Annotated in this window: 15 protein-coding genes; 6 read left to right on the top strand and 9 right to left on the bottom strand. The window is 73.1% G+C overall.

Going from position 1 to position 21,843, the window contains the following annotated elements; genetic code table 11:
- Positions 1-13: 13 nt before the first annotated feature.
- Together FHX78_RS20170 and FHX78_RS20165 are read right to left on the bottom strand one after the other, a co-directional pair.
- Complete coding sequence (locus FHX78_RS20170) at positions 14-637, bottom strand: hypothetical protein (protein WP_145868824.1); 624 nt, start codon at positions 635-637, stop codon at positions 14-16.
- 107 nt (positions 638-744) lie between these two features.
- Positions 745-2,997, bottom strand: coding sequence for an N-6 DNA methylase (locus tag FHX78_RS20165; protein WP_145868823.1), 2,253 nt, complete (start codon positions 2,995-2,997; stop codon positions 745-747).
- Between the two features lie 203 nt (positions 2,998-3,200).
- Between FHX78_RS20165 and FHX78_RS20160 the strand changes: the two genes are divergently transcribed.
- A complete protein-coding gene (locus tag FHX78_RS20160; protein WP_145868822.1) occupies positions 3,201-3,689 on the top strand; it encodes a hypothetical protein in 489 nt (162 codons plus the stop codon).
- 45 nt (positions 3,690-3,734) lie between these two features.
- Positions 3,735-4,538 (top strand): hypothetical protein, encoded by an 804-nt coding sequence (locus tag FHX78_RS20155; RefSeq protein WP_145868821.1) that lies wholly within the window; start codon positions 3,735-3,737, stop codon positions 4,536-4,538.
- Positions 4,539-4,627: 89 nt separating this feature from the next.
- Here the strand turns inward: FHX78_RS20155 and FHX78_RS20150 are convergent, their stop codons facing one another.
- Entirely contained in the window at positions 4,628-5,407 is a 780-nt protein-coding gene (locus tag FHX78_RS20150; RefSeq protein WP_373312997.1) for an HNH endonuclease family protein, read from the bottom strand.
- A gap of 182 nt (positions 5,408-5,589) precedes the next feature.
- On the opposite strand from FHX78_RS20150, the gene FHX78_RS20145 reads away from it, so the two are divergent.
- On the top strand, positions 5,590-5,775 hold the full coding sequence (locus FHX78_RS20145; protein ID WP_145868820.1) for an antitoxin: 186 nt from the start codon (positions 5,590-5,592) through the stop codon (positions 5,773-5,775).
- A gap of 186 nt (positions 5,776-5,961) precedes the next feature.
- On the opposite strand, the gene mfd is transcribed toward FHX78_RS20145, so the two are convergent.
- The 3 genes from mfd to FHX78_RS20130 all read right to left on the bottom strand — a co-directional run bounded on the left by mfd (position 5,962) and on the right by FHX78_RS20130 (position 13,241).
- A complete protein-coding gene (gene mfd, locus FHX78_RS20140; protein WP_145868819.1) occupies positions 5,962-9,519 on the bottom strand; it encodes a transcription-repair coupling factor in 3,558 nt (1,185 codons plus the stop codon).
- Between the two features lie 357 nt (positions 9,520-9,876).
- Positions 9,877-12,456: an ABC transporter permease gene (locus FHX78_RS20135; RefSeq protein ID WP_145868818.1), complete on the bottom strand. Its 2,580-nt coding sequence runs from the start codon at positions 12,454-12,456 to the stop codon at positions 9,877-9,879.
- Entirely contained in the window at positions 12,453-13,241 is a 789-nt protein-coding gene (locus FHX78_RS20130) for an ABC transporter ATP-binding protein (RefSeq protein WP_145868817.1), read from the bottom strand. Before FHX78_RS20130 ends, FHX78_RS20135 begins: the two co-directional genes overlap by 4 nt.
- A gap of 438 nt (positions 13,242-13,679) precedes the next feature.
- Between FHX78_RS20130 and FHX78_RS20125 the strand changes: the two genes are divergently transcribed.
- On the top strand, positions 13,680-15,176 hold the full coding sequence (locus tag FHX78_RS20125) for an MFS transporter (protein WP_229923875.1): 1,497 nt from the start codon (positions 13,680-13,682) through the stop codon (positions 15,174-15,176).
- 198 nt (positions 15,177-15,374) lie between these two features.
- On the opposite strand, the gene FHX78_RS20120 is transcribed toward FHX78_RS20125, so the two are convergent.
- From FHX78_RS20120 to FHX78_RS20110, 3 genes are all read right to left on the bottom strand, one after another.
- The gene (locus tag FHX78_RS20120) at positions 15,375-16,259 is read right to left on the bottom strand and encodes a cellulose-binding protein (protein ID WP_229923876.1); all 885 of its coding nucleotides are present in this window, start codon (positions 16,257-16,259) and stop codon (positions 15,375-15,377) included.
- A gap of 233 nt (positions 16,260-16,492) precedes the next feature.
- Positions 16,493-19,309, bottom strand: a complete 2,817-nt coding sequence (locus FHX78_RS20115) for an SUKH-4 family immunity protein (RefSeq protein ID WP_145868815.1) — start codon at positions 19,307-19,309, stop codon at positions 16,493-16,495.
- A gap of 2 nt (positions 19,310-19,311) precedes the next feature.
- Positions 19,312-20,337 (bottom strand): SMI1/KNR4 family protein, encoded by a 1,026-nt coding sequence (locus FHX78_RS20110; RefSeq protein WP_145868814.1) that lies wholly within the window; start codon positions 20,335-20,337, stop codon positions 19,312-19,314.
- Positions 20,338-20,697: 360 nt separating this feature from the next.
- On the opposite strand from FHX78_RS20110, the gene FHX78_RS20105 reads away from it, so the two are divergent.
- Positions 20,698-21,228, top strand: a complete 531-nt coding sequence (locus tag FHX78_RS20105; protein ID WP_145868813.1) for a YwqJ-related putative deaminase — start codon at positions 20,698-20,700, stop codon at positions 21,226-21,228.
- A 50-nt stretch (positions 21,229-21,278) separates the two neighbouring features.
- Positions 21,279-21,773, top strand: a complete 495-nt coding sequence (locus tag FHX78_RS20100) for an SUKH-3 domain-containing protein (RefSeq protein WP_145868812.1) — start codon at positions 21,279-21,281, stop codon at positions 21,771-21,773.
- Positions 21,774-21,843 lie beyond the last annotated feature (70 nt).

Raw genomic sequence — 21,843 nt, 5'->3', positions numbered from 1 at the left:
CCCGTCGTCACGGTCACCTTCCGCCCTCGTGGCCGCCGTGCGGTCCCTGCTGACCGTCCTGGCGGCGCAGGTAGTCGCTGAGTTCGTCGAGCTCGGCGCGCACCTGGTCGATCCGGGCCGGCCCGGGGCCCTGCGGCGGCGGAACCGGGGTGTGCGGCGGTACGGGAGTGTGCGGCGCGGGGGGCTGCGGCACGGGCGCCGGCGGCGCGTACGGCGAGGACGGCTGCGGGTAGCCGTACGGGGAGTGGACGCCCGGGGCGTGCATCGTGGTGGCGTGCGGCGAGGGCTGCGCCGGGACCGCGTACGGCCCGCCCGGCCGGCGGTGCAGGCGTATGTCCACGGTCAGGAAGTAGGCGCCGGCGGCCGCGCCCAGGATCAGGGCGGCGGCCAGGGCGACGTCGGTCCTGTTGTCCGTCTCCGGCAGCGAACCGACCACCGCCAGGCAGGTGATCGACGCCGGGATGCTCAGCCAGGCTGCCAGCCAGTCGACGACCCGGCCCCGCAGGATCGCGATCCGGAACAGCGGCACGCAGGCCAGCAGACCGCACGACAGGAAACCGGCGGCGGCGAACAGCACGCGCAGGGTGATGACCGTTGCCGCGCTGCGGGGCGGCGGCGCCACTCCGTGGCCGTACATGACTGCTCCTGGACAGGTGATCCGACGGGAACTCGGTTGAAGGTCCGAGCGTATAGGCCCGCGAGGACAACCGGTCCCGGGATGTACCGAACCGTTGTCGTACGGGCTCAGTCGGGAGCGATCGTCCCGTCGGTGAGACCGTCGTACATCCCCCGCACCAGCTGCTCCCCGAGCCGCCCCGCCTGCCTGAGCGCCCGCTCGAACTCGTCGAGGGCCCGGAACCGGGCGCCGTAGCGCCGCTGTTCGGCCGGCGGGATCCGGGGCAGCTGGAGGCGTCGGACGTCGAGCCGGGTGGCGGTGGACGCGTAGCTGCTGGCCTGCCGGTTGTTGGCGGTGCCGCGCAGGAACCCGGCGAGGAACCAGGCGTCGAGCGCCGCCGGATCGGGGCGCAGCAGCACCAGGTTGCGGCCCAGGGCGGCGCCCGCGGTCGCCCCGTCGACGACCCGCGCGACGGAGCCTCCGCCGAGTACGGGCACGACGACGTCGCCGGGTGCGGTGAGCACCACGTCCTCGCCGCTCTCCGGGAGCGTCCCGGAGGGGGCCGTTCCGGAGAGCACGTCGTGGTCGGTGAGCACGGGCACACGCGCGTGGCCGCCGGTGCCGAAGGTTCCGCCGGTGCCGCCGGTTCCGCCGGTTCCTCTGGTTCCACCGGTGCCGCCGGTGCCGCCGATTCCGCCGGTGCCGCCGGTACGCATCACCAGGGCGCCCGCGCGCGCGAGTTCGCCGACGGTGGTGAGGGGCAGACGGCCGGGGGCGGCGGGCCGCGCGGGGTCCACGGGCGGCGGGGTCAGCCCGGCGGTCAGGCGCAGCGTCTCGCCGAGCCGTTCCCGTACGTCGCCGAGCCGGCCGGCGCCGTCCGCCGGGGCCGGGGGCGGCAGATGGCGGGCCGGGGCGAGGTCCACGTCGTCGTCGAGCAGCTCGATGACGGGCACGGAACGGGCCAGTCCGGGCCGTTCGCCGAGCCGCCCGTCCCGGTCGAAGGCGCGCCACGCGTCCAGCACCGCCTCCCGCACCCCCGGCCAGTCGGGGCCGCCGCGCCCGTCGCCGGCGAACCGCCCGGCGTCGGCGAGCAGCACCTCCGGCCGCGCGTGCGCCTGTGCGGGCCGCCGCAGCACCCACAGGTGCAGCGGGATGTTGTACGGGGGTGCCGCGCCGGCCGGGAGGGCGACGACGGCGCGCAGGGCGCCCCGGCGCAGCAGGTCGGCCCTGATCCGGCGGCCGGAGCGGCGGGACGCGGCGGCGGGCGGCATCAGCAGGACGGCGACGCCGCCGTCCCGCAGCCGGGCGAGCGCGTGCTGCACCCAGGCCAGCTCGGACTCGGTGCGGGCCGGGAAGCCGTACTCCCAGCGCGGGTCGTAGGCGAGGGCGTCGTGCCCCCAGTTGCGCTCGTTGAACGGCGGGTGGCACAGCACAGCGTCGGCCCGCACCGCCGGGTGGGCGTCGGCCCGCAGGGTGTCGCCGGTGGCGGCGTGCACGGTGGCACGGGTGTGCAGGGCGAGGCGGAGCGCGGTGAGCGCGGCGAGTTCGGGGGCGCCGTCCTGGGCGTAGAGCTCCTGGCCGGGGCGGGGGGCGACGGAGCGCAGCAGGGCGCCGGTGCCGCAGGCCGGGTCGAGGACGGTGCGGGCCGGGCCGGCGAGGGCGGCCATGAGGCCGGAGAGGTCGGCGGGGGTGAGCGTGTACTGGCGCGGGTTGGCGTCGAGGTGACGGCCCAGCAGGAACTCGAAGGTCTGCCGGGCGCCCGACTCGGCGGCGAGTTCGGCGACGCCGCGCAGCAGAGGGGCGGAGGGGAGCAGGTGGGGGGCGGTGGGGATGGCGAGGGCGGCGGGGGGTGGAGGGGAGGGGGCGGGGGCGGGGGTTGGGGCGGCGGGAGCGGTGAGGGCGTCCGGGGTGGGTGAGGCGGACGGGGCGGACGGGGCAAGCGGGGTGTTCACAGGGGGTGCGCTGTTCACACGTGAGCCGTGCGCCGCTCCGAGCCGGGGTGTGAGCACCTGCTCCAGCGCCCCGGGCAGCAGCGCGGCGAGCCGCTCGTCGGATCCGGAGCTGACCTCCAGCCAGACGGGGGAACGCTCGTGGATCAGCAGCAGGACGCAGCCGGCGTGGGTGAGGGCGGTGACCGGTCCCGCGGGGTGGCCGGCGAGCTGCTGCCAGACACGCTCCTTGAGAGGGACCTCGGCGAGCTTGCCGTGCCGGCGCAGCCAGCCCTCCACCTGGGGCAGCGCGAACGAGGGGCTGGTCTCGGTGCCGCCCACCGGTTTGGGGAAGTCGGCGTGGCGGCGGCGCCAGTTGCTCACGGCCGCCCGGCCGACCCCGGCCAGCCGTGCGATCCCGGCGGCGGTCACTTCTGTCGCGTTGTCCTGCATGCCCGGCACCCCGCCCCGCTTTCCCTCTGTTCCGTGTGTGGCAACGAGCATACCGATGCACGCGACGCTTCGACATTCACGCACGTGCACAACTTCACAACCGTGAACCGTGTTGACTCGGTTCACACTCTCTGGTCTCATTGACCCCGCAAACGAGTGGCCGCCGGAAGAGGGCGGTTCGCCGCATGGGAGGGGACACAGTCATGGGCATGAAGAGCAAGATCGCGCTGGGTGCCGTCGTGGGAATCGTCGTCATCGGCGCCGTCTCGGCGAACGGGGACACCGACGGGGGATCCACCGACAAGGGCTCCTCGGTGTCCGCGGAGCAGCAGTCCGGCGGCGGCACCTCGGACACCAAGGCGGACACCGAGGCCGACGCGGGGGCCGCCGAGGACGACGGAGCCGAGAAGGCGTCCCAGGCCGAGCAGTTCAAGGCGTTCGTCCAGAAGAACGGGACGGCCGCGGAGAAGGAGGCCGTCGCGCACGTCACCAAGGTCCAGGGCGCCGACGAGCAGAACGACATCCTCGACTCGGCCGACATCTTCACCGACTTCACCGGCGGCCTCATGGGCGAGGGCATGGGCCCCGCCAAGCTCCTCGCCTCCGCGTTCGCCGACTGGAAGCAGAGCGAGAACGGCCTCGTCACCGTCTACGACGCCGACGGCGAACTGCTCGGCACCGGCAACTTCTGATCCCTGCTCACCTTCCGTCCACTTTCACCCCTGGGGGAACCCGTCATGCGTCGTACCGCACTCACCGGCCTCTGCCTCGCCGCCGTGGCCACCGCCGCGCTCACCGGCTGCGCCGGCGAGGACAAGGCGAACAGCAGCTCATCGCGCGACTCGACCGAGCAGAGCGCGGCGAAGGAGCCGAAGAGCTCGCAGAAGCCGAAGGAAGAGCCGTTCGCCGGACTGACCGGCGGCGAGATAGCCGAGAAGGCCCTGAAGGCCACGACCGACGCGTCGTCCCTGCGGATGACGGGCGACATCCCCGACGACGAGACCGGCGGCACCATCCGCCTCGACATGGCCCTGGACAAGCGGGGCGACTGCGCCGGCACGATGGGCCTCGGCAAGCAGGGCGAGGCCGAGCTGATCAAGACCGGCGACACCCTCTACATGAAGTACGACGAGGCGTTCCTGCGGGCGCAGAGCGAGGGCGAGCCCAAGGCCGACGTGGACGCGACCGTGGCGCTGCTGGCCGGGAAGTGGACCAAGATGTCCGCCGAGGGCGCGGACGCCGAGGACATCGCGGGCTTCTGCGACCTCGACCTGGTCCTCGGCGGCGCGGAGGAGGGCGACTCCACCGCCACCCGCGGGAAGACGACGACCGTCGACGGCACGCCCGCGCTCACGCTGGAGGCACGGGACGGCAAGGACCGCTTCACCCTGTACGTCGCCACCGAGGGCGAGCCGTACGTGCTGCGCATCGACAGCGTGTCCGGCACCGACCCGGGCTCGGTCACCTTCGGCGACTACGAGAAGCCGGTCCCGGCGGACGCACCCACCGGCAACGTCCTGGACCTCGACTCCCTGAGCTGACGTGCCCGGGACCCCGGGGCGGGTCCGGTGGAGGCCGGACGCCCGGCGCTCCGGACCGCGCCGGATCCCGCCGGCTCACGGGGGTGCCGTCAGCCCCCGCACTGCTTCGCCATCATCGCCTTGTCCGCCGCGGTCACGGGCATCTCGTACTTGAGGGCGACCTGGGCGAAGCGGACCGCGTACGCGCACCGTATGCCCTTGTCCGGGGGGAGCCAGGACGCGGGCCCGGAGTCCCCCTTGGCCGAGTTGGCCCGGCCCTCGACCGGGATCAGGTTGAGCGTGTCGTTCGCCAGCCGCTCCCGCTTCTCCTCCGCCCAGCGCGAGGCACCCATCTGCCAGCTGTAGGAGAGCGGGACGACATGGTCTATCTGCACGTCGGCGGCCTGCTGCTTGCGCCACTCGATCGTCTTCCCGGTGTAGGGATCGGCCAGGGTCATGGCGACCACCACACAGTCGGACCCGGACCGGAAGCGGAGCTTCTGACCGTCGCGCCGCAGAAGGTCGTTACGGGTGTCGCAGCCGTTCCTCGCCAGGGGGACCCCGTCGGCCGTGTCCTTCCAGGCGTAGCCGAACTCGTCCCGGTCGTAGCCCGTGCGCGGTCCGCGGCCCTTGGTCGCCACCTTCCCGATGAGGTCGACGGCCGCGGCCCGGTCCGTCTCGCCGGTCACGGGTGCGAGGCCCGGCCGGGTGCCGTCGGGGTTGGCCAGCGGACTGACGGCCCGCCCGTCCGCGGCGGCGCCCCCGCCTCCACCTCCCGCCGGGGAGTCCACGTCCGGGACCGCCTCACAGCCGGCGAGGAGAGCCACCGCCGCGATCACCACCGGCCCCGTACGCCGGATCCCTGCGCCCCACCCCATGTACCGCGTCACCGCGCCCCTCCCTTGTCCTTCTGACTCCTGCCCCGGCGGGGGCGGTCCGACCCCGGATCTCACGGTAACTCACCGTAACGAGCGACAGGTCGGAGTGGTCTAGACCGATAGGTGCGCTTTCTGGGTATTCCTCCTGAACCGCGCGTATCGTCGGTTCTGAGTCACTCCGGAAGGAGCTCTGGATGGGCATCCTCGACAAGTTCAAGAGCAACAAGGCGGCGCGTGACAAGGCCAAGCAGGCTTCGGACGCGGCGGAACGGAAAATGAACGAGAGGACCGGCGGCAAGTACGAGGAACGGATCGACACCGGGCAGCAGCAGGCCGAACGCCGGCTCGGCATGGACCGCGATCGTCCCGACCAGCCGTAAGGCCCCGCCCCCCGTCAGGGCCGTCCACGGCACCCTCGCCGTGGACGGCTTCCTGTTGTTCCCTGTGCGCAGTGCGCGCCGGACTTCCCTGTGCGCAGTGCGCGCCGGACTTCCCTGCGCGCAGCGCGCCGGACTTCCCTGCGCGTGGTGCGCGGCGGGCTTCCTCGCGCGTGATGCGCGGCGGGTTCAGGAACCGAGGACCGTCGTCAGGAACTCCCCCACCCAGCCGAGCAGGTCCCGTCCGACCAGCGGCTTGCCGCCCACCTTCGCGGTCTTCGGGCGCGGGACCAGTACCTGGTGGCTGGTCGGCTTGATGACCGTGCCCGGGTACAGGCGCTTGAGGCGCAGCTCCTGGGACTCGCGCAACTCCACCGGAGCGAAGCGGATGTTGCTGCCCTGGAGCACGACCTCGCCGACACCGCACGCGCGGGCCAGCATCCGCAGGCCCGCCACCAGCAGCAGGTTCTCCACCGGCTCCGGCAGCTTGCCGTAGCGGTCGACGAGTTCCTCGCGTACGGCCTTGATGTCCTCCTCCGAGTTCGCGGAGGCGATCGCCCGGTACGCCTGGAGGCGCAGCCGCTCGCCGGGCGCGTAGTCGTGCGGGACGTGCGCGTCGACGGGCAGTTCGATCTTGACCTCGAGCGGCGGCTCCTCCTCGATCTCGCCGGTCTCCAGCTGGCGCCGGTAGTCCGCGACCGCCTCGCCCACCATCCGCACGTACAGGTCGAAGCCGACGCCCGCGATGTGGCCGGACTGCTCCCCGCCGAGCAGGTTGCCCGCGCCGCGGATCTCCAGGTCCTTCATCGCCACGTACATGCCCGCGCCCATCTCGGTGTGCTGGGCGATGGTCGCCAGCCGCTCGTGCGCGGTCTCCGTCAGCGGCTTCTCCGGCGGGTACAGGAAGTAGGCGTAGCCGCGCTCGCGGCCTCGTCCCACCCGGCCGCGCAGCTGGTGCAGCTGGCTGAGGCCGAAGTTGTCGCCGCGCTCGACGATCAGGGTGTTGGCGTTGGAGATGTCGATGCCGGACTCGACGATCGTCGTCGACACCAGCACGTCGAACTTCTTCTCCCAGAAGTCGACGACGACCTGCTCCAGCGCCGTCTCCGACATCTGGCCGTGGGCCGTGGCGATGCGCGCCTCGGGCACGATCTCGCGCAGCCGGGCCGCCGCGCGGTCGATGGACTCGACCCGGTTGTGGATGTAGAAGACCTGGCCCTCGCGCAGCAGCTCGCGGCGGATGGCGGCGCCGATCTGCTTCTGCTCGTAGGGGCCGACGAAGGTGAGCACCGGGTGGCGCTCCTCCGGCGGGGTGGTGATCGTGGACATCTCGCGGATGCCGGTGACCGCCATCTCCAGGGTGCGCGGGATGGGCGTGGCGGACATGGTCAGCACGTCCACGTTGGCGCGCAGCTTCTTCAGCTGCTCCTTGTGCTCGACGCCGAAGCGCTGCTCCTCGTCGACGATGACCAGGCCGAGGTCCTTGAACTTGGTCTCCGAGGAGAACAGCCGGTGGGTGCCGATGACGACGTCCACCGAGCCCTCGCGCAGCCCCTCCAGGACCGCCTTGGCCTCGGTGTCGGTCTGGAACCGGGACAGTGCCCGCACCTTGACCGGGAACTGCGCGTACCGCTCGCTGAACGTCCCGAAGTGCTGCTGCACCAGCAGGGTCGTCGGGACCAGCACGGCGACCTGCTTGCCGTCCTGTACGGCCTTGAAGGCGGCCCGCACCGCGATCTCGGTCTTGCCGTAGCCGACGTCGCCGCAGATCAGGCGGTCCATCGGGATCGACTTCTCCATGTCCTCCTTGACCTCGGCGATGGTGGTGAGCTGGTCGGGGGTCTCCGCGTAGGGGAAGGCGTCCTCCAGCTCGCGCTGCCAGGGCGAGTCGGCGCCGAAGGCGTGGCCGGGGGCGGCCATGCGCGCGCTGTACAGCTTGATCAGGTCGGCGGCGATCTCCTTGACGGCCTTCTTGGCGCGCGCCTTGGTCTTGGTCCAGTCGGCGCCGCCGAGGCGGTGCAGGGTGGGGGCCTCGCCGCCGACGTACTTGGTGATCTGTTCGAGCTGGTCGGTGGGGATGTAGAGCCGGTCGCCGGGCTGGCCGCGCTTGGCCGGGGCGTACTCCACGACCAGGTACTCGCGGGTGGCGCCCTGCACGGTGCGCTGCACCATCTCGATGTAGCGGCCGACGCCGTGCTGCTCGTGGACGATGTAGTCGCCCGGCTCCAGGGTGAGCGGGTCGATGGTCTTGCGGCGCCGGGCCGGCATCCTGGCGCCCTCGCGACCGGACGCCTTCTGGCCGGTCAGGTCGGTCTCGGTGAGGACGGCGAGCCTGAGCACCGGGTCGACGAAGCCGAGGTCGATGCAGCCGCAGGCGACGTGCACGACGGAGGGGGTGATCTCGCCGAGGTCGGTGTCGAGGCGGGCGGCGATGCCCTCACCGCCCAGCACCTCCACGGTGCGGGCGGCCGGGCCGTGGCCCTCGGTGACGTACACCGTGCGCCAGCCGTCGGCGAGCCAGCCCTTGGTGTCGGCGAGTGCCCGCGCGGTGTCGCCGCGGTAGGACTCGGGGGCGTGCATGCCGAACTTGAGGGTGTCCGCGTCGCCCGCCGCGTCAGCGGCGGAGGTCAGCGTCTCGTCGGCGGCGAACGGCGACACCGACCACCACATCATGTCCAGCTCGCGGGCCCGGTCCCGGACGTCCGCGATGGACCACAGGGAGGCCGCGCCGACGTCGATGGGCGCCTCCCCGCCGCCCGCGGTGGCCGCCCAGGACGCCTGGAGGAACTCCTGGCTCGTCGCCACCAGGTCGGAGGCGCGGGTGCGCACCCGCTCCGGGTCGCAGACGACGGCCATGGCGCCCTTGGGCAGCACGTCCAGCAGCAGCTCCATGTCGTCGACGAGGACGGGGGCCAGGGACTCCATGCCCTCGACCGCGATGCCCTCGGCGATCTTGCCGAGCAGTTCGCCCAGCTCCGGGTGCCGCTCGGCGAGGACCCGCGCGCGTTCGCGCACGTCGTCGGTGAGCAGCAGCTCACGGCACGGCGGCGCCCACAGGCCGTGCTCGGCGACCTCCAGGGAGCGCTGGTCGGCGACCTTGAAGTAGCGGATCTCCTCGACGTCGTCGCCCCAGAACTCGACGCGCAGGGGGTGTTCCTCGGTCGGCGGGAACACGTCGAGGATGCCGCCGCGCACCGCGAACTCGCCGCGCTTCTCGACCAGCTCCACACGCGCGTACGCGGCGGCGGCGAGGGCCTCGACGATCTCGTTCAGATCGGCGCTCTGTCCGGTGCGCAGGGCGACCGGTTCCAGGTCGCCCAAGCCCTTGACCTGCGGCTGGAGCACGGAGCGCACGGGGGCGACGACGACGGAGACCGGGCCGGTCTCCGGGTCGTCGGGGCGGGGGTGGGCCAGGCGGCGCAGGACGGCCAGGCGACGGCCGACGGTGTCGCTGCGGGGGCTGAGCCGCTCGTGCGGCAGCGTCTCCCAGGACGGGTACTCCACGACTCCCTCCGGGGGGAGCAGTGAGCGCAGGGCCGCCGCCAGGTCCTCGGCCTCGCGTCCCGTCGCCGTCACCGCCAGGACGGTGCGGCCGGTGTCCCGGGCCAGGGCGGCGACCGCGAAGGGACGGGCCGCGGGCGGGCCGACCAGGTCGACGTGCATGCGGTTGCCGTCGGCAGCCGCGGAGATCGCTTCCGCGAGAGCGGTGTCCTTGACGACGGCGTCGAGCAGACCGTGCAGGCTCATTCGGGGTGCTTTCCGTCCGGGGGGTGTGCAACACGACGGGCCCGACGCGCGCCGCGGGCCGGGGGTGTCCAGCGTACGACGCCGCGGTCGCGGGCGCCGGGGGCTGTGGACAACGTCCGCCGACCGGTGGGCGGTGCCGGTGCGCGAACCGCCAAGGGGGCTCCGCCCCCTGGACCCCCGGTCGGCCTGGACGGGCCTCGTCCTCACCCGCCGGACGGGCTGTGCGCACGGGCCCGCGCCGGACAGTCCCGGGGCCTGCGGAGGGCCTTGTCTCCGGACGGAGAAGGCACGGCGCCGGGGAGTCCCGCAGGACGTCCCGGCGCCGGGTGTTTCCCCCGCAACCCCCGTGTGCGGTGGCTACTCGGTGGCGATGGCGTTCAGCACGTTCATGCGGCCGGCGCGGAACGCCGGGACCAGCGCCGCGAACAAGCCCACGAACGCCGAGCCGATGAACACGCCGATGATCGTCGGCCACGGGATGTCCAGGATCTTCAGGCCCTCCAGGGCCAGCAGCTGCTGCGCGGTCGCGCCCCAGCCCAGCCCCAGGCCCAGCCCCAGCAGGGCACCGAAGAGGGCGATCACGACCGACTCCATGCGGATCATGCGGCGCAGCTGCCGGCGCGACAGGCCGATGGCCCGCATCAGACCGATCTCCCGGGTGCGCTCCACGACCGACAGGGCCAGCGTGTTCACCACACCGAGGACGGCGACGACGATCGCCAGGGCCAGCAGACCGTAGATCATGTTCAGCAGCTGACCTATCTGGTCCTTCAGCGCTTCCTTGTAGTCGGTCTGGTCGCGCACGGTGTACTGCGGGTAGTCGTGCAGCGCGCCCTTCAGCGACTTGTACGCGGCGTCCTGCTGCCCGTCCTTCGCCGCGACGAACAGCAGGGTGTCCAGCGGCATCTTGTCGGCCGGCACATACCGGGCGAGCGTGTCGATGGACGTGTACATCGCGCCGGCGTCGATGACGGCCTCACTGCTGGTGATCGCCCGGACCGTCAGCGCGCCCGTCGAACCGTCCTTGAACGCGACTTCGATCTTCGACCCGATGCTGATGCCGTGGTCCTTGGCGAAGTCCTCGTGCACGGACATCGCGTCGGGCCGGTAGGCGTCGGTGAGCTTGCCGGCCACGGTCTCGACCCGCAGGTCGGTCGCGTACGTCGGGTCGGCCGCCGTGATCGCGGTGTCCTTCACCGTCTTGCCGTCGGGCGTGGTGAAGTCGGCCTCGGTCCACTTGTACTCGGTGATCCGCTCCACCCCGGGCGCGGACTTGGCGGCCTCGACGGCCTGCGGGGTGATCAGCTGGCCGCTGTCGGACTGGATGATGAAGTCCGTGCCGACGGTCTTGTCGAGCTCGTCGGTGGCGGAGGCCACCATGGAGGAACCGACGACCGACAGACAGGCCACCAGGGCGAGCCCGATCATCAGCGCGGCGCCCGTCGCGCCGGTGCGGCGCGGGTTGCGCAGGGCGTTGCGCTCGGCCATGCGGCCCACGGGGCCGAAGGCCCGCAGCAGGACCGCGCCGAGCACCCGGACCACGCCGCCCGCCAGCACCGGACCGATGACGACGAAGCCGATCAGGGACAGCACCACGCCCAGGCCCAGCCAGAGGGAGCCGTCCGCGGCCTTGTCCGCGGCGCCCGCCAGGTACAGGGCGAACGCGCCGGAGCCGGTGAGGGCCAGGCCGATCGCGCCGCGTATCCAGCCGGCCCTGGCGTCCGCCGGGGTGCCGGCGTCGCGCAGCGCGGCCATCGGGGAGATCCTGCCGGCCCGCCGGGCGGGCAGATAGGCGGCGAGCACGGTGACGACGACGCCGAGGAGCAGTCCGAGCGCCGGGGTCGTCCACGCCACCGTGAGGTCGTCCGTGGACAGCTCCATGCCCATCGTGCCCATGAGCTTCATCAGGCCGACGGCGAGGCCGACGCCGGCGCCGACGCCGAGGAGCGAGCCGAACACCCCGAGCAGCAGGGCCTCGACCAGCACCGAGCGGTTGACCTGCTTGCGGGACGAGCCGATCGCCCGCATCAGACCGATCTCGCGGGTGCGCTGGGCGACCAGCATGGAGAACGTGTTGATGATCAGGAAGATGCCGACGAGGAAGGCGATCCCGGCGAAGCCGAGCATCGCGTACTTCATGACGCTCATGAAGCCCTCGACGTCCTTCTGGTTGGCCTCCGCGGTCTCCTCGGCGGTCTGCACCTTGTGGTCGCCGCCGAGCGCGGCCACCACGTTCTTCTTCAGCTGGGCGTCGCTGACGCCGGCCGCGGCGGTGACGTTGACGTTGGTGTAGACGTCGTCCTCGCCGACCAGCGTCCGCTGCGCGGTCCTCGTGTCGAGGTAGAAGATCGCGGCACCGGGGTTGGTGACGGTGAAGTCGGCGATGCCGGAGATCTTCGCGGTGTGGGTGCCGACCACGTTGATCACGCCGATCTCGTCGCCGAGCTTCAGGCCGTGCTTGTCGGCGGTGTCGGCGTCGACCATGATCTGGTCCGCGCCCCGGGGCGCGGCACCGTCCGTGATCTTCATGGTGCGGGCGTCGTTGCCGTTCCAGCTGCCGACGATGGTCGGGCCGCCGCTGGTGGGCGAGAGGCTGTCCTTGTCTCCGTCGACGACGGTCACCGAGGTGGAGAACACCGTGCCCTCGGCCGACTTCACGCCCTCGGCGCCCTTGACCTCGTCGAGCACGGAGGCCTGCAGGACCGGCGGCCTGCCGTTGTCGGAGGTCGTCTCCCCGCTGTCGGAGGCGCCCTTGGCGCTGACCGTGACGTCCGACGACGTGGCGGCGAAGAGCTTGTCGAACGTCGTGGACATGGTGTCCGTGAAGACGAGGGTGCCGCAGACGAAGGCCACCGACAGCAGGACGGCGATGGCGGACAGCGCCATCCGCCCCTTGTGCGCGAAGAAGTTGCGCATCGAGGTCTTCAGGACGGTCATGACGTGCGCCCCCGGGCGTCGAAGTCCTTCATGCGGTCCAGCACCTGCTCGGCCGTCGGCTGGTGCATCTCGTCGACGATGCGGCCGTCGGCCAGGTAGAGCACCCGGTCCGCGTAGGAGGCGGCGACCGGGTCGTGGGTGACCATCACGATGGTCTGGCCCAGCTCGTCCACCGAGCGGCGCAGGAAGCCGAGCACCTCGGCGCCGGCCCGGGAGTCGAGGTTTCCGGTCGGCTCGTCACCGAAGATGATCTCCGGGCGGGCCGCCAGCGCCCGCGCCACCGCGACCCGCTGCTGCTGACCGCCGGACAACTGCGTCGGCCGGTGCTTCAGCCGCTCCGCGAGACCGACGGTCTCCACCACCCGGTCCAGCCATCCCTTGTCGGGCTTGCGGCCGGCGATGTCCATGGGCAGCGTGATGTTCTCTATCGCGTTCAGCGTCGGCAGCAGGTTGAACGCCTGGAAGATGAAACCGATCCGGTCCCGGCGCAGCCGGGTGAGCTTCTTGTCCTTCAGACCGGTGATCTCGGTCTCGTCCAGGTAGATCTGACCGCTGGTGACGGTGTCGAGCCCGGCCAGGCAGTGCATCAGCGTGGACTTGCCGGACCCCGAGGGGCCCATGATCGCGGTGAACTGGCCGCGGGCGATGTCCACGTCGACGTGGTCGAGCGCGACGACACGGGTCTCGCCCGACCCGTACGCCTTCACGACCTGCCGCGCCCGCGCGGCAACGGCCGTACGCCCTCCAGTGCCCCCGTGCCTGGGAATGGTCACAGCCGATGTCACGGTAAGTCTCCTATGTCGGTCAACAAGTGAAAATGCGGTGCCCCGGCGGCCGCCCTCTGCCGGCGGCCGCTCGAAGCGTGTGCGTGCGACGTGATTCAGTCTCGCGGTGGACAGGGACCGAGCGCCCTGGTGTTCAGCGCAGTCTTTTCCTGAGGAAAACCCCACCCCCGGTACTGCGCTCCACCACCCCCCGGCGGTGTAAGGCCAGATTAAGGACGGCCGCCCCCGCCTCTCGTCCTCCGCCGGTACGAACCCTCCCCGAGCCGTAGTACGGAGGTACCCCTAGGGGCCCTCCACCGCCGGGTGGAGACCGTCTAGGGGTCGTCTCCTCCCGTCGGCCCACCCCAGGCTCCACCCTCCCGCCGCGTGAGGGTCAAGTGCGAAGCTGTCGGCGGCAGACAGCTGCAAGGGGCACGAACCTCGAGGAAGGGATTCCGGGTGGGCAGCACCAGACCGGTGACACGCGACGGCACGCACTCCGCGACGGGCGGGCGGCGCGGAGCCGTCGTCGCCGCCCTGATGCTCGCGATGGCGCTGGCGGCACTCGACTCCACCATCGTCTCCACGGCCGTCCCGCAGATCGTCGGCGACCTCGGCGGCTTCTCCTACTTCTCCTGGCTCTTCTCCGGCTATCTGCTGGCCGTCACGGTCTCCCTGCCCGTCTACGGCAAGCTCTCCGACACCTTCGGCCGCAAACCCGTCCTCGTCGTCGGCGCCGCGCTGTTCCTGCTGGGCTCGCTGCTGTGCGCCGCGGCCTGGAACATGGCCGCGCTCATCGCGTTCCGTGTCGTGCAGGGCCTGGGCGGCGGCGCCCTCCAGGGAACGGTGCAGACACTCGCCGCCGACCTCTACCCGCTGGAGGAACGCCCGAAGATCCAGGCGCGCCTGTCCACCGTGTGGGCGGTCTCCGCGGTGGCCGGCCCCGGCATCGGCGGGGTGCTCGCCGGCTACGCCGACTGGCGCTGGATCTTCCTCGTCAACCTGCCCGTCGGCGCGGTGGCGTTGTGGCTGATTGTCCGTCACCTCCACGAGCCCAAGCGGGAGGAACGCCACCGCGCGCGCGTGGACTGGGCCGGCGCCTGCGCGATCTTCGCCTGCGGCGGCGTCCTCCTCACCGCTCTCGTGCAGGGCGGCGTCGCCTGGCCCTGGCTGTCCGCCCCGTCACTCGCCCTGTTCGCGGCGGGCGCCGTCCTGCTGGCCGTGGTGGTCGTCGTGGAGCACCGCGCGGCGGAGCCGATCATTCCCGGCTGGGTGTGGCGCCGCCGCACGATCGCCGCGGTCAACCTGGCGCTGGGCGCGCTGGGCCTGCTGATGGTCGCCCCGACCGTCTTCCTGCCGACCTACGCGCAGTCGGTCCTCGGCCTCGGGCCGGTGGCCGCCGGATTCGTGCTGTCCGTATGGACGTTGACCTGGCCGATCTCGGCCGCCCTCAGCCAGCACGTGTACCGGCGCGTCGGCTTCCGCAACACAGCGATGCTCGGCATCGGCACGGCCGCGCTCGTCCTCCTCGCCTTCCCCTTCCTGCCCTACCCCGGCCAGGCGTGGCAGCCGGCGCTGCTGATGTGTCTGCTGGGCGCGGCGCTCGGCCTGTTCCAGCTCCCGCTGATCATCGGGGTGCAGTCGTCGGTGGCGTGGGAGGAGCGCGGCACGGCGACCGCGTCGATCCTCTTCTGCCGGCAAACCGGCCAGACCGTCGGGGCGGCCCTGTTCGGCGCGGTCGCCAACGGCGTGCTGGCCGCCCGCCTCGGCGGCGCGAGCGACCTGGACTCCGTCACCCACGCGCTGGACGCGGGCGCCGTGCCCGAGGTGACCCGCCGGGCCGTCGCGGACGCCGTGCACGCGGTCTACCTGGGCGCGGCGGGCGCGGCCGCCCTGGCGTTCGTGGTGCTGCTGGTCCTCGCGCCGCGCAGGTTCCCGGTCCTCCTCAAGGACTGAACACGGCGGTCCCCCGCGCTCACCGCCGGACCCGACGACCCCGCCACCCCCACCGGCCCTCCCGACGGCGGTCCCGACGGCGGGGTCCCGACCGCGGAATCCCGACGGCGAGGTCTTGGCGGCGGGGTCCCGGCAGCGGGCCCCACGGTCACCGCGGTCACCGCGCTCACCGCGCTCACCGCGCTCATCGCCGGATCCTCACTCCACCACCCGGCCGGTCAGCGCGCTGAGGCTGGCGCACACATGGTCCATGTGCGTCTGCACGCTCTCCCGCGCATCCGCGTGGTCGCGCAGCACCCGCTCGGTCTCCCGCGCGATGCCCTCCGCGCGGGCGCGCGCCCCCGCCAGCAGCTCCTCCGCGCGCTCCCGCGCCTCCTCCGCGCGGCGCCGCGCCGACTCCTCCGCATCGGCGAAGGCCTGCCGCGCCTCGGCCAGCGCCTCCTCGGCGCGCGCCTCCGCCTCCGCGTGACGGGCGTCCAGCGCGGCCACCCGCCCGGCCTCCTCCCGCTCCGCCTCGTCCAGCCGCCCCGCCTGCTCCTCGGCCCGCCGGGCCAGCAGCTCGGAGGTGCGCTGCCGCATCTCCCGCAGCTCCGCCAGCAACTCCCCGCGCTTCTCCTTCACCTCCAGCCGGGCCCCGATCCGGATCTCGTCGGCCTCCGCGCGGGCCGCGAGCAGCCGCTCCCGGGCCTGCTCGTCCGCGCCGGCGCGCACCGTACCGGCGTACGCCTGCGAGGCCTCCCGCACACCACTCGCGTCGTCCCGCGCCAGGTCCATGACGTCCTGCGCCTGCTGCCGCGCCGACTCCCGCACGGCCGTCGCCTCCTCCTCGGCCAGCTCGAACAGCCGACGCGCGCTCTCCCCGAGCGACTCGTACGTCTGGGGGGCCAGCCCCGCCACCCGCTCCCGCAGGACCTGGAGTTCCTCCTCCATCTCCCGGGCGAGCACCGTCAGCCGCGCGGCCCGCTCCCAGGCGGCGTCACGGTCCCGCGAGAGGGCCTCGACGTACGCGATCACCTGCAAGGGCCGGTAGCCGCGCCCCCGCACGACCTCGAAGCCCTGCGACGCCACCGATGTGCTGCTCACCCTGGAACCCCTCTCCACCGACGGACCCGAAGCCCAGCACCATGACCGAGCACGAAATGGGATGAACCGCGCACATCTTGATGGATCACAAGGAAGTGTTCATAACGCGACACTCCGCGAAGAGGGCACGCAAAAGCCGGGCCAGGTCGCCGAAACGACCGGACCCGGCTCCCCGCGTCCCCTCACACAGGAGTCAGCCACGGGACCGAGCTACGGGGCTCGGTTACGACCGATCAGAGCAGTCCGTCCCACATCTGCTCCAGCAGCACCGACCACCAGCTCTCCGGCGACCCCAGCGCCGCCGGGTCCAGCGCGGCCAGCTGCGCCTGGAAGTCAACCGTCCAGCGGCCCGCCTGCTCCTGGTTCAACCCGAACCGCAGCCGCCACATCCGGCCCAGCAGCGCCAGGCAGCGCGCGAACTCCGGCAGCCCGGTGTTCACGAACTGCGGCGGCACCGGTGCACCGCCCGGCCCCGCCTCCACCGGCACCGCGACGATGTTCGCCGTGCCGTACTGCACACAGATCGCCTTGCCGAAGTCGCTGCCCATCACCAGGTACGAACCCGCGTCCGGGGCCGGCTGCACGCCCCGCTCCGCCGCCAGCTCCGCCAGCGTCGGCACCGGACGGCCCGGCTGCGCCTGCGCCCAGAAGAACGGGCCCATGTCCATCGGCAGCCCGGCCACCACCAGCGTGTGCGCCACCACCGGCGGCACGCCCTGCCGGGACACCGCCGCCTGCTCGAACCGGAACACCCCGGGACCGAAGGCCCCCGCCAGCTCCTGCGCGACCGCCTCCGGCGGAACCGGCGCAACCGGCTGCACCGGCGCGATCGGCGCACGCACCGGCGCGGGGCGCGCGGGACCGTCCGCCACCTGATGCAACTCACCCTGATGGGCTAGCAGTTGCTGCATGCCCTGCTGCCGGCTCGCATGGTCCGTGCCGTACGGCGCGATGGACGTGATGCGCGCCTGCGGCCACTGCTCCCGGATCATCCGCGCGCAGTACGCACCCGGCAGCTCGCACGACTCCAGCTCGGTGTGCAGCTCCAGCACCCGGTCCGGCGGCACGTTCATGGCGCGCAGCTCATGGAAGATCTGCCACTCCGGGTGCGGCGTACCCGGCGCCGAACGCCGGATCAGCTGCTGCTCGGAACCGTCCTGCGCGCGGTAGCGCAGCACCGCCTGGTACCCGGGGCCGACGGTCGGCTGACCGGTGGGCTGCGGCGGATAGCCGTACGCCGGCGGCCTGCCCCCGACCGGCACACCCGGCGCGGGCGTACCGGGCGGCATCCCACCGGGCGGCATCGGAGGAGCGCCCGCGGGCACGCCGGGGGGAGCGGGCGGCGGAGGCGTACCCGGCCCGCCGACCGGGGGCGCGGCCAGCACGGTCTCCGCATGGTGCACCGGACCACGGCCGCCAGCCGTACCGCCCGGAACGCCGGGCGCACCCGGCGGCTGCGGAGCCCCGGGCATACCGGACACACCCGGAACACCGGGAGGCCCGGGCGGTGCCATCCCGGGAGCACCCGGAGCACCCGGGGCACCCGGGGCGCCGGGAGGACCCGGCGGCTGCGGCGCTCCGGGGCCGCCGGGCGCGCCCGGGCCCATCGCGCTCGGGTCGGCGAGCATCGTCGCGGCGTGGTGGACACCACCGGGCGGCGTGCCACCGGGCGCGCCGGGCGGCGGCGTCGGGGTCCCCGGCGGCGGAGGCGTCGCACCGGGCGGCCGCGGCGCCGGTGAACCCCCCGGCCCGTCCGGGCCGAGCGCCGACACCATCTGCGTCGGAACGTACCCGCCCGCCGGAGCGGCCGACGGCGGCGGAGGCGTGCTGCCCGGGGCGCCCGGCGGCGGGGGCGGGACCGGCCGCGCCCCCGGGGTCCCCGGCGCACCCGGAGGCGGGGGAGTCGTCGCACCCGCACCGCGACGCGGCGGCGGAGTCGCCTTGCTGGTCGCGGCGTCGGCGATGTCCCCGGCGTTGGGCGCGAGCGGCCGCTCCGGATGGGCCGTACCGGCCGGCGGCGGCGTCGGAACACCCGGCCCGGGAGCACCCGGCGCGGGAGCACCCGGAACACCGCCGGGACCCTGCGGATAGCCGTACCGCGGCGCACCCGGCGCACCCTGCCCCGCACCGGGGTCCGCGAGCGCCGGCGCGACAGCCGTGGGCGGAAGCGCGCTGCCGCCCGACATCAGCGCCGTCTGCGCCTCCGGCGCCGCCGCGGGCGGCGGGGTGTCCCCGCCGGGCTCGCTCAACTGCGGCGCGAACACGGTCTCCGGCAGCGGCACCGACCGGTCCTCACCGGCATCGGCATTGGTGTCCGTCCCGGCCCACGGGGTCGCCCCGGCAGGCACACCGTCACCCGGCTGCGCACCGCTGCCCCCGGCCGCGGGCCACGCGGCACCACTGCCCGCCCCGGCAGGCGCACCGGCCGCCTCACCACCCGAACCCGAACCAGAACCCGAAGCGGGACCGGAACCCGAACCGTAAGAAGCGGAACCCGAACCCGAACCCGAACCGGAATCGGAACCCGCAGCCGAAGCCGCTGCCGACACAGCCCCAGCCCCAGCCCCGGCCCCAGTCCCAGTCCCAGTCCCGGTCCCAGTCCCAGCCCCAGTCCCAGTCCCAGCCCCAGTCCCAGCCCCGGTCCCAGACCCGGAAGTCTCCCCCCGCCGATCCGGAATCCCCAGCCGGTCCGCGGCCTCCTGCAACCACTCCGGCGGACTCAACAGGAACGACGTCTGATTCAGATCCACCCGCGCCGCGGGAGCCGCCACCGGCTCCGCTGCCGCGGCGTCCCGGCCGTACTCCTCCTCGTACCGGCGGATCACCTCGCCCACCGGCAACGCCGGCCACAGCGTCGCCTCGCCGCTGTCACGGGCGATCACCAGCCGCTGCGCACCACCGTCCGAACGGGGCCCGTCCGCACGGTCCTCCGCCCACACCACGAACCCGAGGTCGAACTCCCGCACCCGCACCTCACGATGCTGGTACGACGGCACATCCCCGTTGACCCACTCCTCCGCGCGCTCCTGCGCCTGCGCGAACGTCACCATCGCTACAGCTCACTCCCCGCGGAAGAAACCGGAACAGCACGCGCGAACCCGCCGTCCACCATCAGATTCGCCACCGTCTCCAGCTCCGGCGGAGACCCCGCCAGCCGCGACAGGAACGCGTCGAAGTCGTCACCGCACGGCACCAGCAGCCGCTCCACCCGCTCCGCCGGCGGCAACGACGGATCGACGTCCCGCGCGTCGTCGTACGCGCAGAACCACACCGAACCCTGCCGCTCACCGCGCACCTTCACCGCCAGCAGACCGCCCTGCACGAACGCCACGCACAGGTAGTCCTTGGTGAGGTGGTCCCGCAGGCACTTGTTGACGTACACCAGGTCGTTGACCGCCGCCTCGTCCCGCACCGTGAAGAACGGCTGGTCCACCAGCAGCCCCAGCTCGGCGTCCAGCGCCGTCCCCACCGGGGCGCAACCACCCGCCGCCTTCAGGAACGACCGGTACGCACCCGGCAGCCGGTAGCCGAGGTCCTCCTCGACCCCCAGCACCTGCGACTCCGTCACCGCCACACCCGACTTCGGCAGCCCGAAGTGCGCCGGACGCGTCTCCTGCAACGGCCGCGTGCCCCGCTTGTCCTGGTCGACCGCCGACGTCGCCACACCACCGTGGTGCCGCAGCAGCGCCTTCACCTCGACCGGCACCAGCTCCAGCCGCCGCGACCCCACCACGTGGTGCCACGTCCAGCCGTGCGGCGTCGCCACCGCCGGCACCGTGTCCCACAACGCGTGACCGCTCGCCGCCAACGCCGCGTTCGCCGACACGAAGTCCGTCAGCCGCAACTCGTCGACACCGAAACCCTCCGGCGGATCCGCGATCTCCGCGGCCGCCCGCGCGTAGGGCGAGAAGTCCGGGTAGCCGCGCTCGTCCACCCGCACCCCCCTCGGGTGGCGCGCCGCCCGCACGGGATCCGGGAAGTGCACGACCTGCCCGGCGTACGCCGCGTTCGGCGGCGCGGCGTGTCCCCCGGCCTGGCGGCCGGGAGGTACCCCCAGCCCGAGCCGACCTGTCGTCATGGCGGTTGCCCCCTGCGGCACTCTGTACGACCCGCACCGCCCACCTTCGGACCGTCACGGAGCGTATTCGACTGTCACGTCTGTCACGTCTGTCTCGACTGCTTACCGCCACGACCCCACGGCGCCCGCACGCACAACCGCGCGGATCACCGCGTGGATCGCGGTGCCGACAGCCTATGCGGTACGGCGACACCGGTCACCGGCACCGGTCACCCACCCCTCCGCTTTCGTGACCAGCCGTCACCCTCCGGTGACAGCTCACCCAAACCCGGGCGTGTCGCCCGGCCCCAGCTTCCGCATCAGCCACGGCATTTGGCACTCTGTGACCTCCGGGGGGATGCTCGGGAGGGGATGATGATCATGAACGTGACGCAGACAGGGCCGCACACCGGCCCCTCGGGCGACCCCCGATCCGGCGACCCCCGCATCGGCTGGAGCAGCGCCGACACCACCCACGCCCCCACCCTCCAGCACCGGCGCGACGGCATCCTCCCCACCATCGCCGCCGCCCTCTCCGTCCGCGGCGCCACCCTCACCGGCACCGCCGCCCGCGGCGACACACCCCCCGCCCTGCACCCCCTCGTCCAGGACTTCCTCGACACCCTCACCAGCGACCAGCGCGACCGCTTCACCGGACGCTGCGCCGAAACCATCCTCATCTCCCGGCACATCGCCACCGCCGACACCGCCCGCAGCAAACGCGCCGCACGCAGACCCATGACCAACGGCGAAGCCCGCAAAGCCCTCAAACACGCCAAACTCACCACCCGCCGCATCCGCGAGGACGGCGACCCCCTCCACGGCAGCTACGCCGCCCCCTGCCGCGCCTGCACCGCCCTCAGCGCCCACTTCGGCGTCCGCCTCGTCGACCCCACCACCCCCGGCAACTGACCCACCCCCCACACAGGCTCCCGACCCCGACCCCGACGAACGAACGGCAGATGCACACCGACCGCACCTCCACCACACGCTTCGCCGTACCCGTCGACGCCACCCTGCGCGCCGCCGGCTGGCAACCCGGACGCTGGGACATCAAACAGGCCGAGATCTGGGCCGACACCCTGCGCGACCACACCTCACCCGCCGGCCACCGACACGCCGTCTTCCCCGCCGCCGTCGAAGCCTGGGCCGAATTCGGCGGACTCCACCTCAGCCCCACCGGCCCCGGACGCCAGGTCGCCCCCGCCACCCTCCACCTCGACCCCCTCCACGGCCTCCACATGGCCCGCACCCTCGGCGACCTCGGCCGCGCCCTCGACACCGAGGTCAGCCCCCTCGGCACCGAAACCGACACCCAGGCCCTCCTCGCCATCGACCTCCAGGGCCGCGTCTACGCCCTCGACCACACCGGCGACTGGTACCTCGGCCCCACCGTCGACCACGCCCTCACCACCCTCGTCGCCGGCACCCAGCCCACCCGCCTCACCACCGGCTGACCAGCGCCGACCTGACGGCCCGACCACCACGAACCCCGCGCCCCGGCCGACCGCGCCACCACCCGCGCGC

It is taken from the genome of Streptomyces capillispiralis, from assembly GCF_007829875.1.
GTDB lineage: Bacteria > Actinomycetota > Actinomycetes > Streptomycetales > Streptomycetaceae > Streptomyces > Streptomyces capillispiralis.
This window is presented reverse-complemented; position numbering and strand designations above follow the sequence as displayed.

Excerpts from the sequence above, each read along its gene's own strand:
- FHX78_RS20110 (WP_145868814.1), bottom strand. The coding sequence starts at position 20,337 with ATGACGACAGGTCGGCTCGGGCTGGGGGTACCTCCCGGCCGCCAGGCC.
- FHX78_RS20160 (WP_145868822.1), top strand. The coding sequence starts at position 3,201 with ATGGGCATGAAGAGCAAGATCGCGCTGGGTGCCGTCGTGGGAATCGTC.
- FHX78_RS20105 (WP_145868813.1), top strand. The coding sequence starts at position 20,698 with ATGAACGTGACGCAGACAGGGCCGCACACCGGCCCCTCGGGCGACCCC.
- FHX78_RS20170 (WP_145868824.1), bottom strand. The coding sequence starts at position 637 with ATGTACGGCCACGGAGTGGCGCCGCCGCCCCGCAGCGCGGCAACGGTC.
- FHX78_RS20135 (WP_145868818.1), bottom strand. The coding sequence starts at position 12,456 with ATGACCGTCCTGAAGACCTCGATGCGCAACTTCTTCGCGCACAAGGGG.
- FHX78_RS20145 (WP_145868820.1), top strand. The coding sequence starts at position 5,590 with ATGGGCATCCTCGACAAGTTCAAGAGCAACAAGGCGGCGCGTGACAAG.
- FHX78_RS20155 (WP_145868821.1), top strand. The coding sequence starts at position 3,735 with ATGCGTCGTACCGCACTCACCGGCCTCTGCCTCGCCGCCGTGGCCACC.
- FHX78_RS20165 (WP_145868823.1), bottom strand. The coding sequence starts at position 2,997 with ATGCAGGACAACGCGACAGAAGTGACCGCCGCCGGGATCGCACGGCTG.
- FHX78_RS20115 (WP_145868815.1), bottom strand. The coding sequence starts at position 19,309 with ATGGTGACGTTCGCGCAGGCGCAGGAGCGCGCGGAGGAGTGGGTCAAC.
- FHX78_RS20100 (WP_145868812.1), top strand. The coding sequence starts at position 21,279 with ATGCACACCGACCGCACCTCCACCACACGCTTCGCCGTACCCGTCGAC.
- mfd (WP_145868819.1), bottom strand. The coding sequence starts at position 9,519 with ATGAGCCTGCACGGTCTGCTCGACGCCGTCGTCAAGGACACCGCTCTC.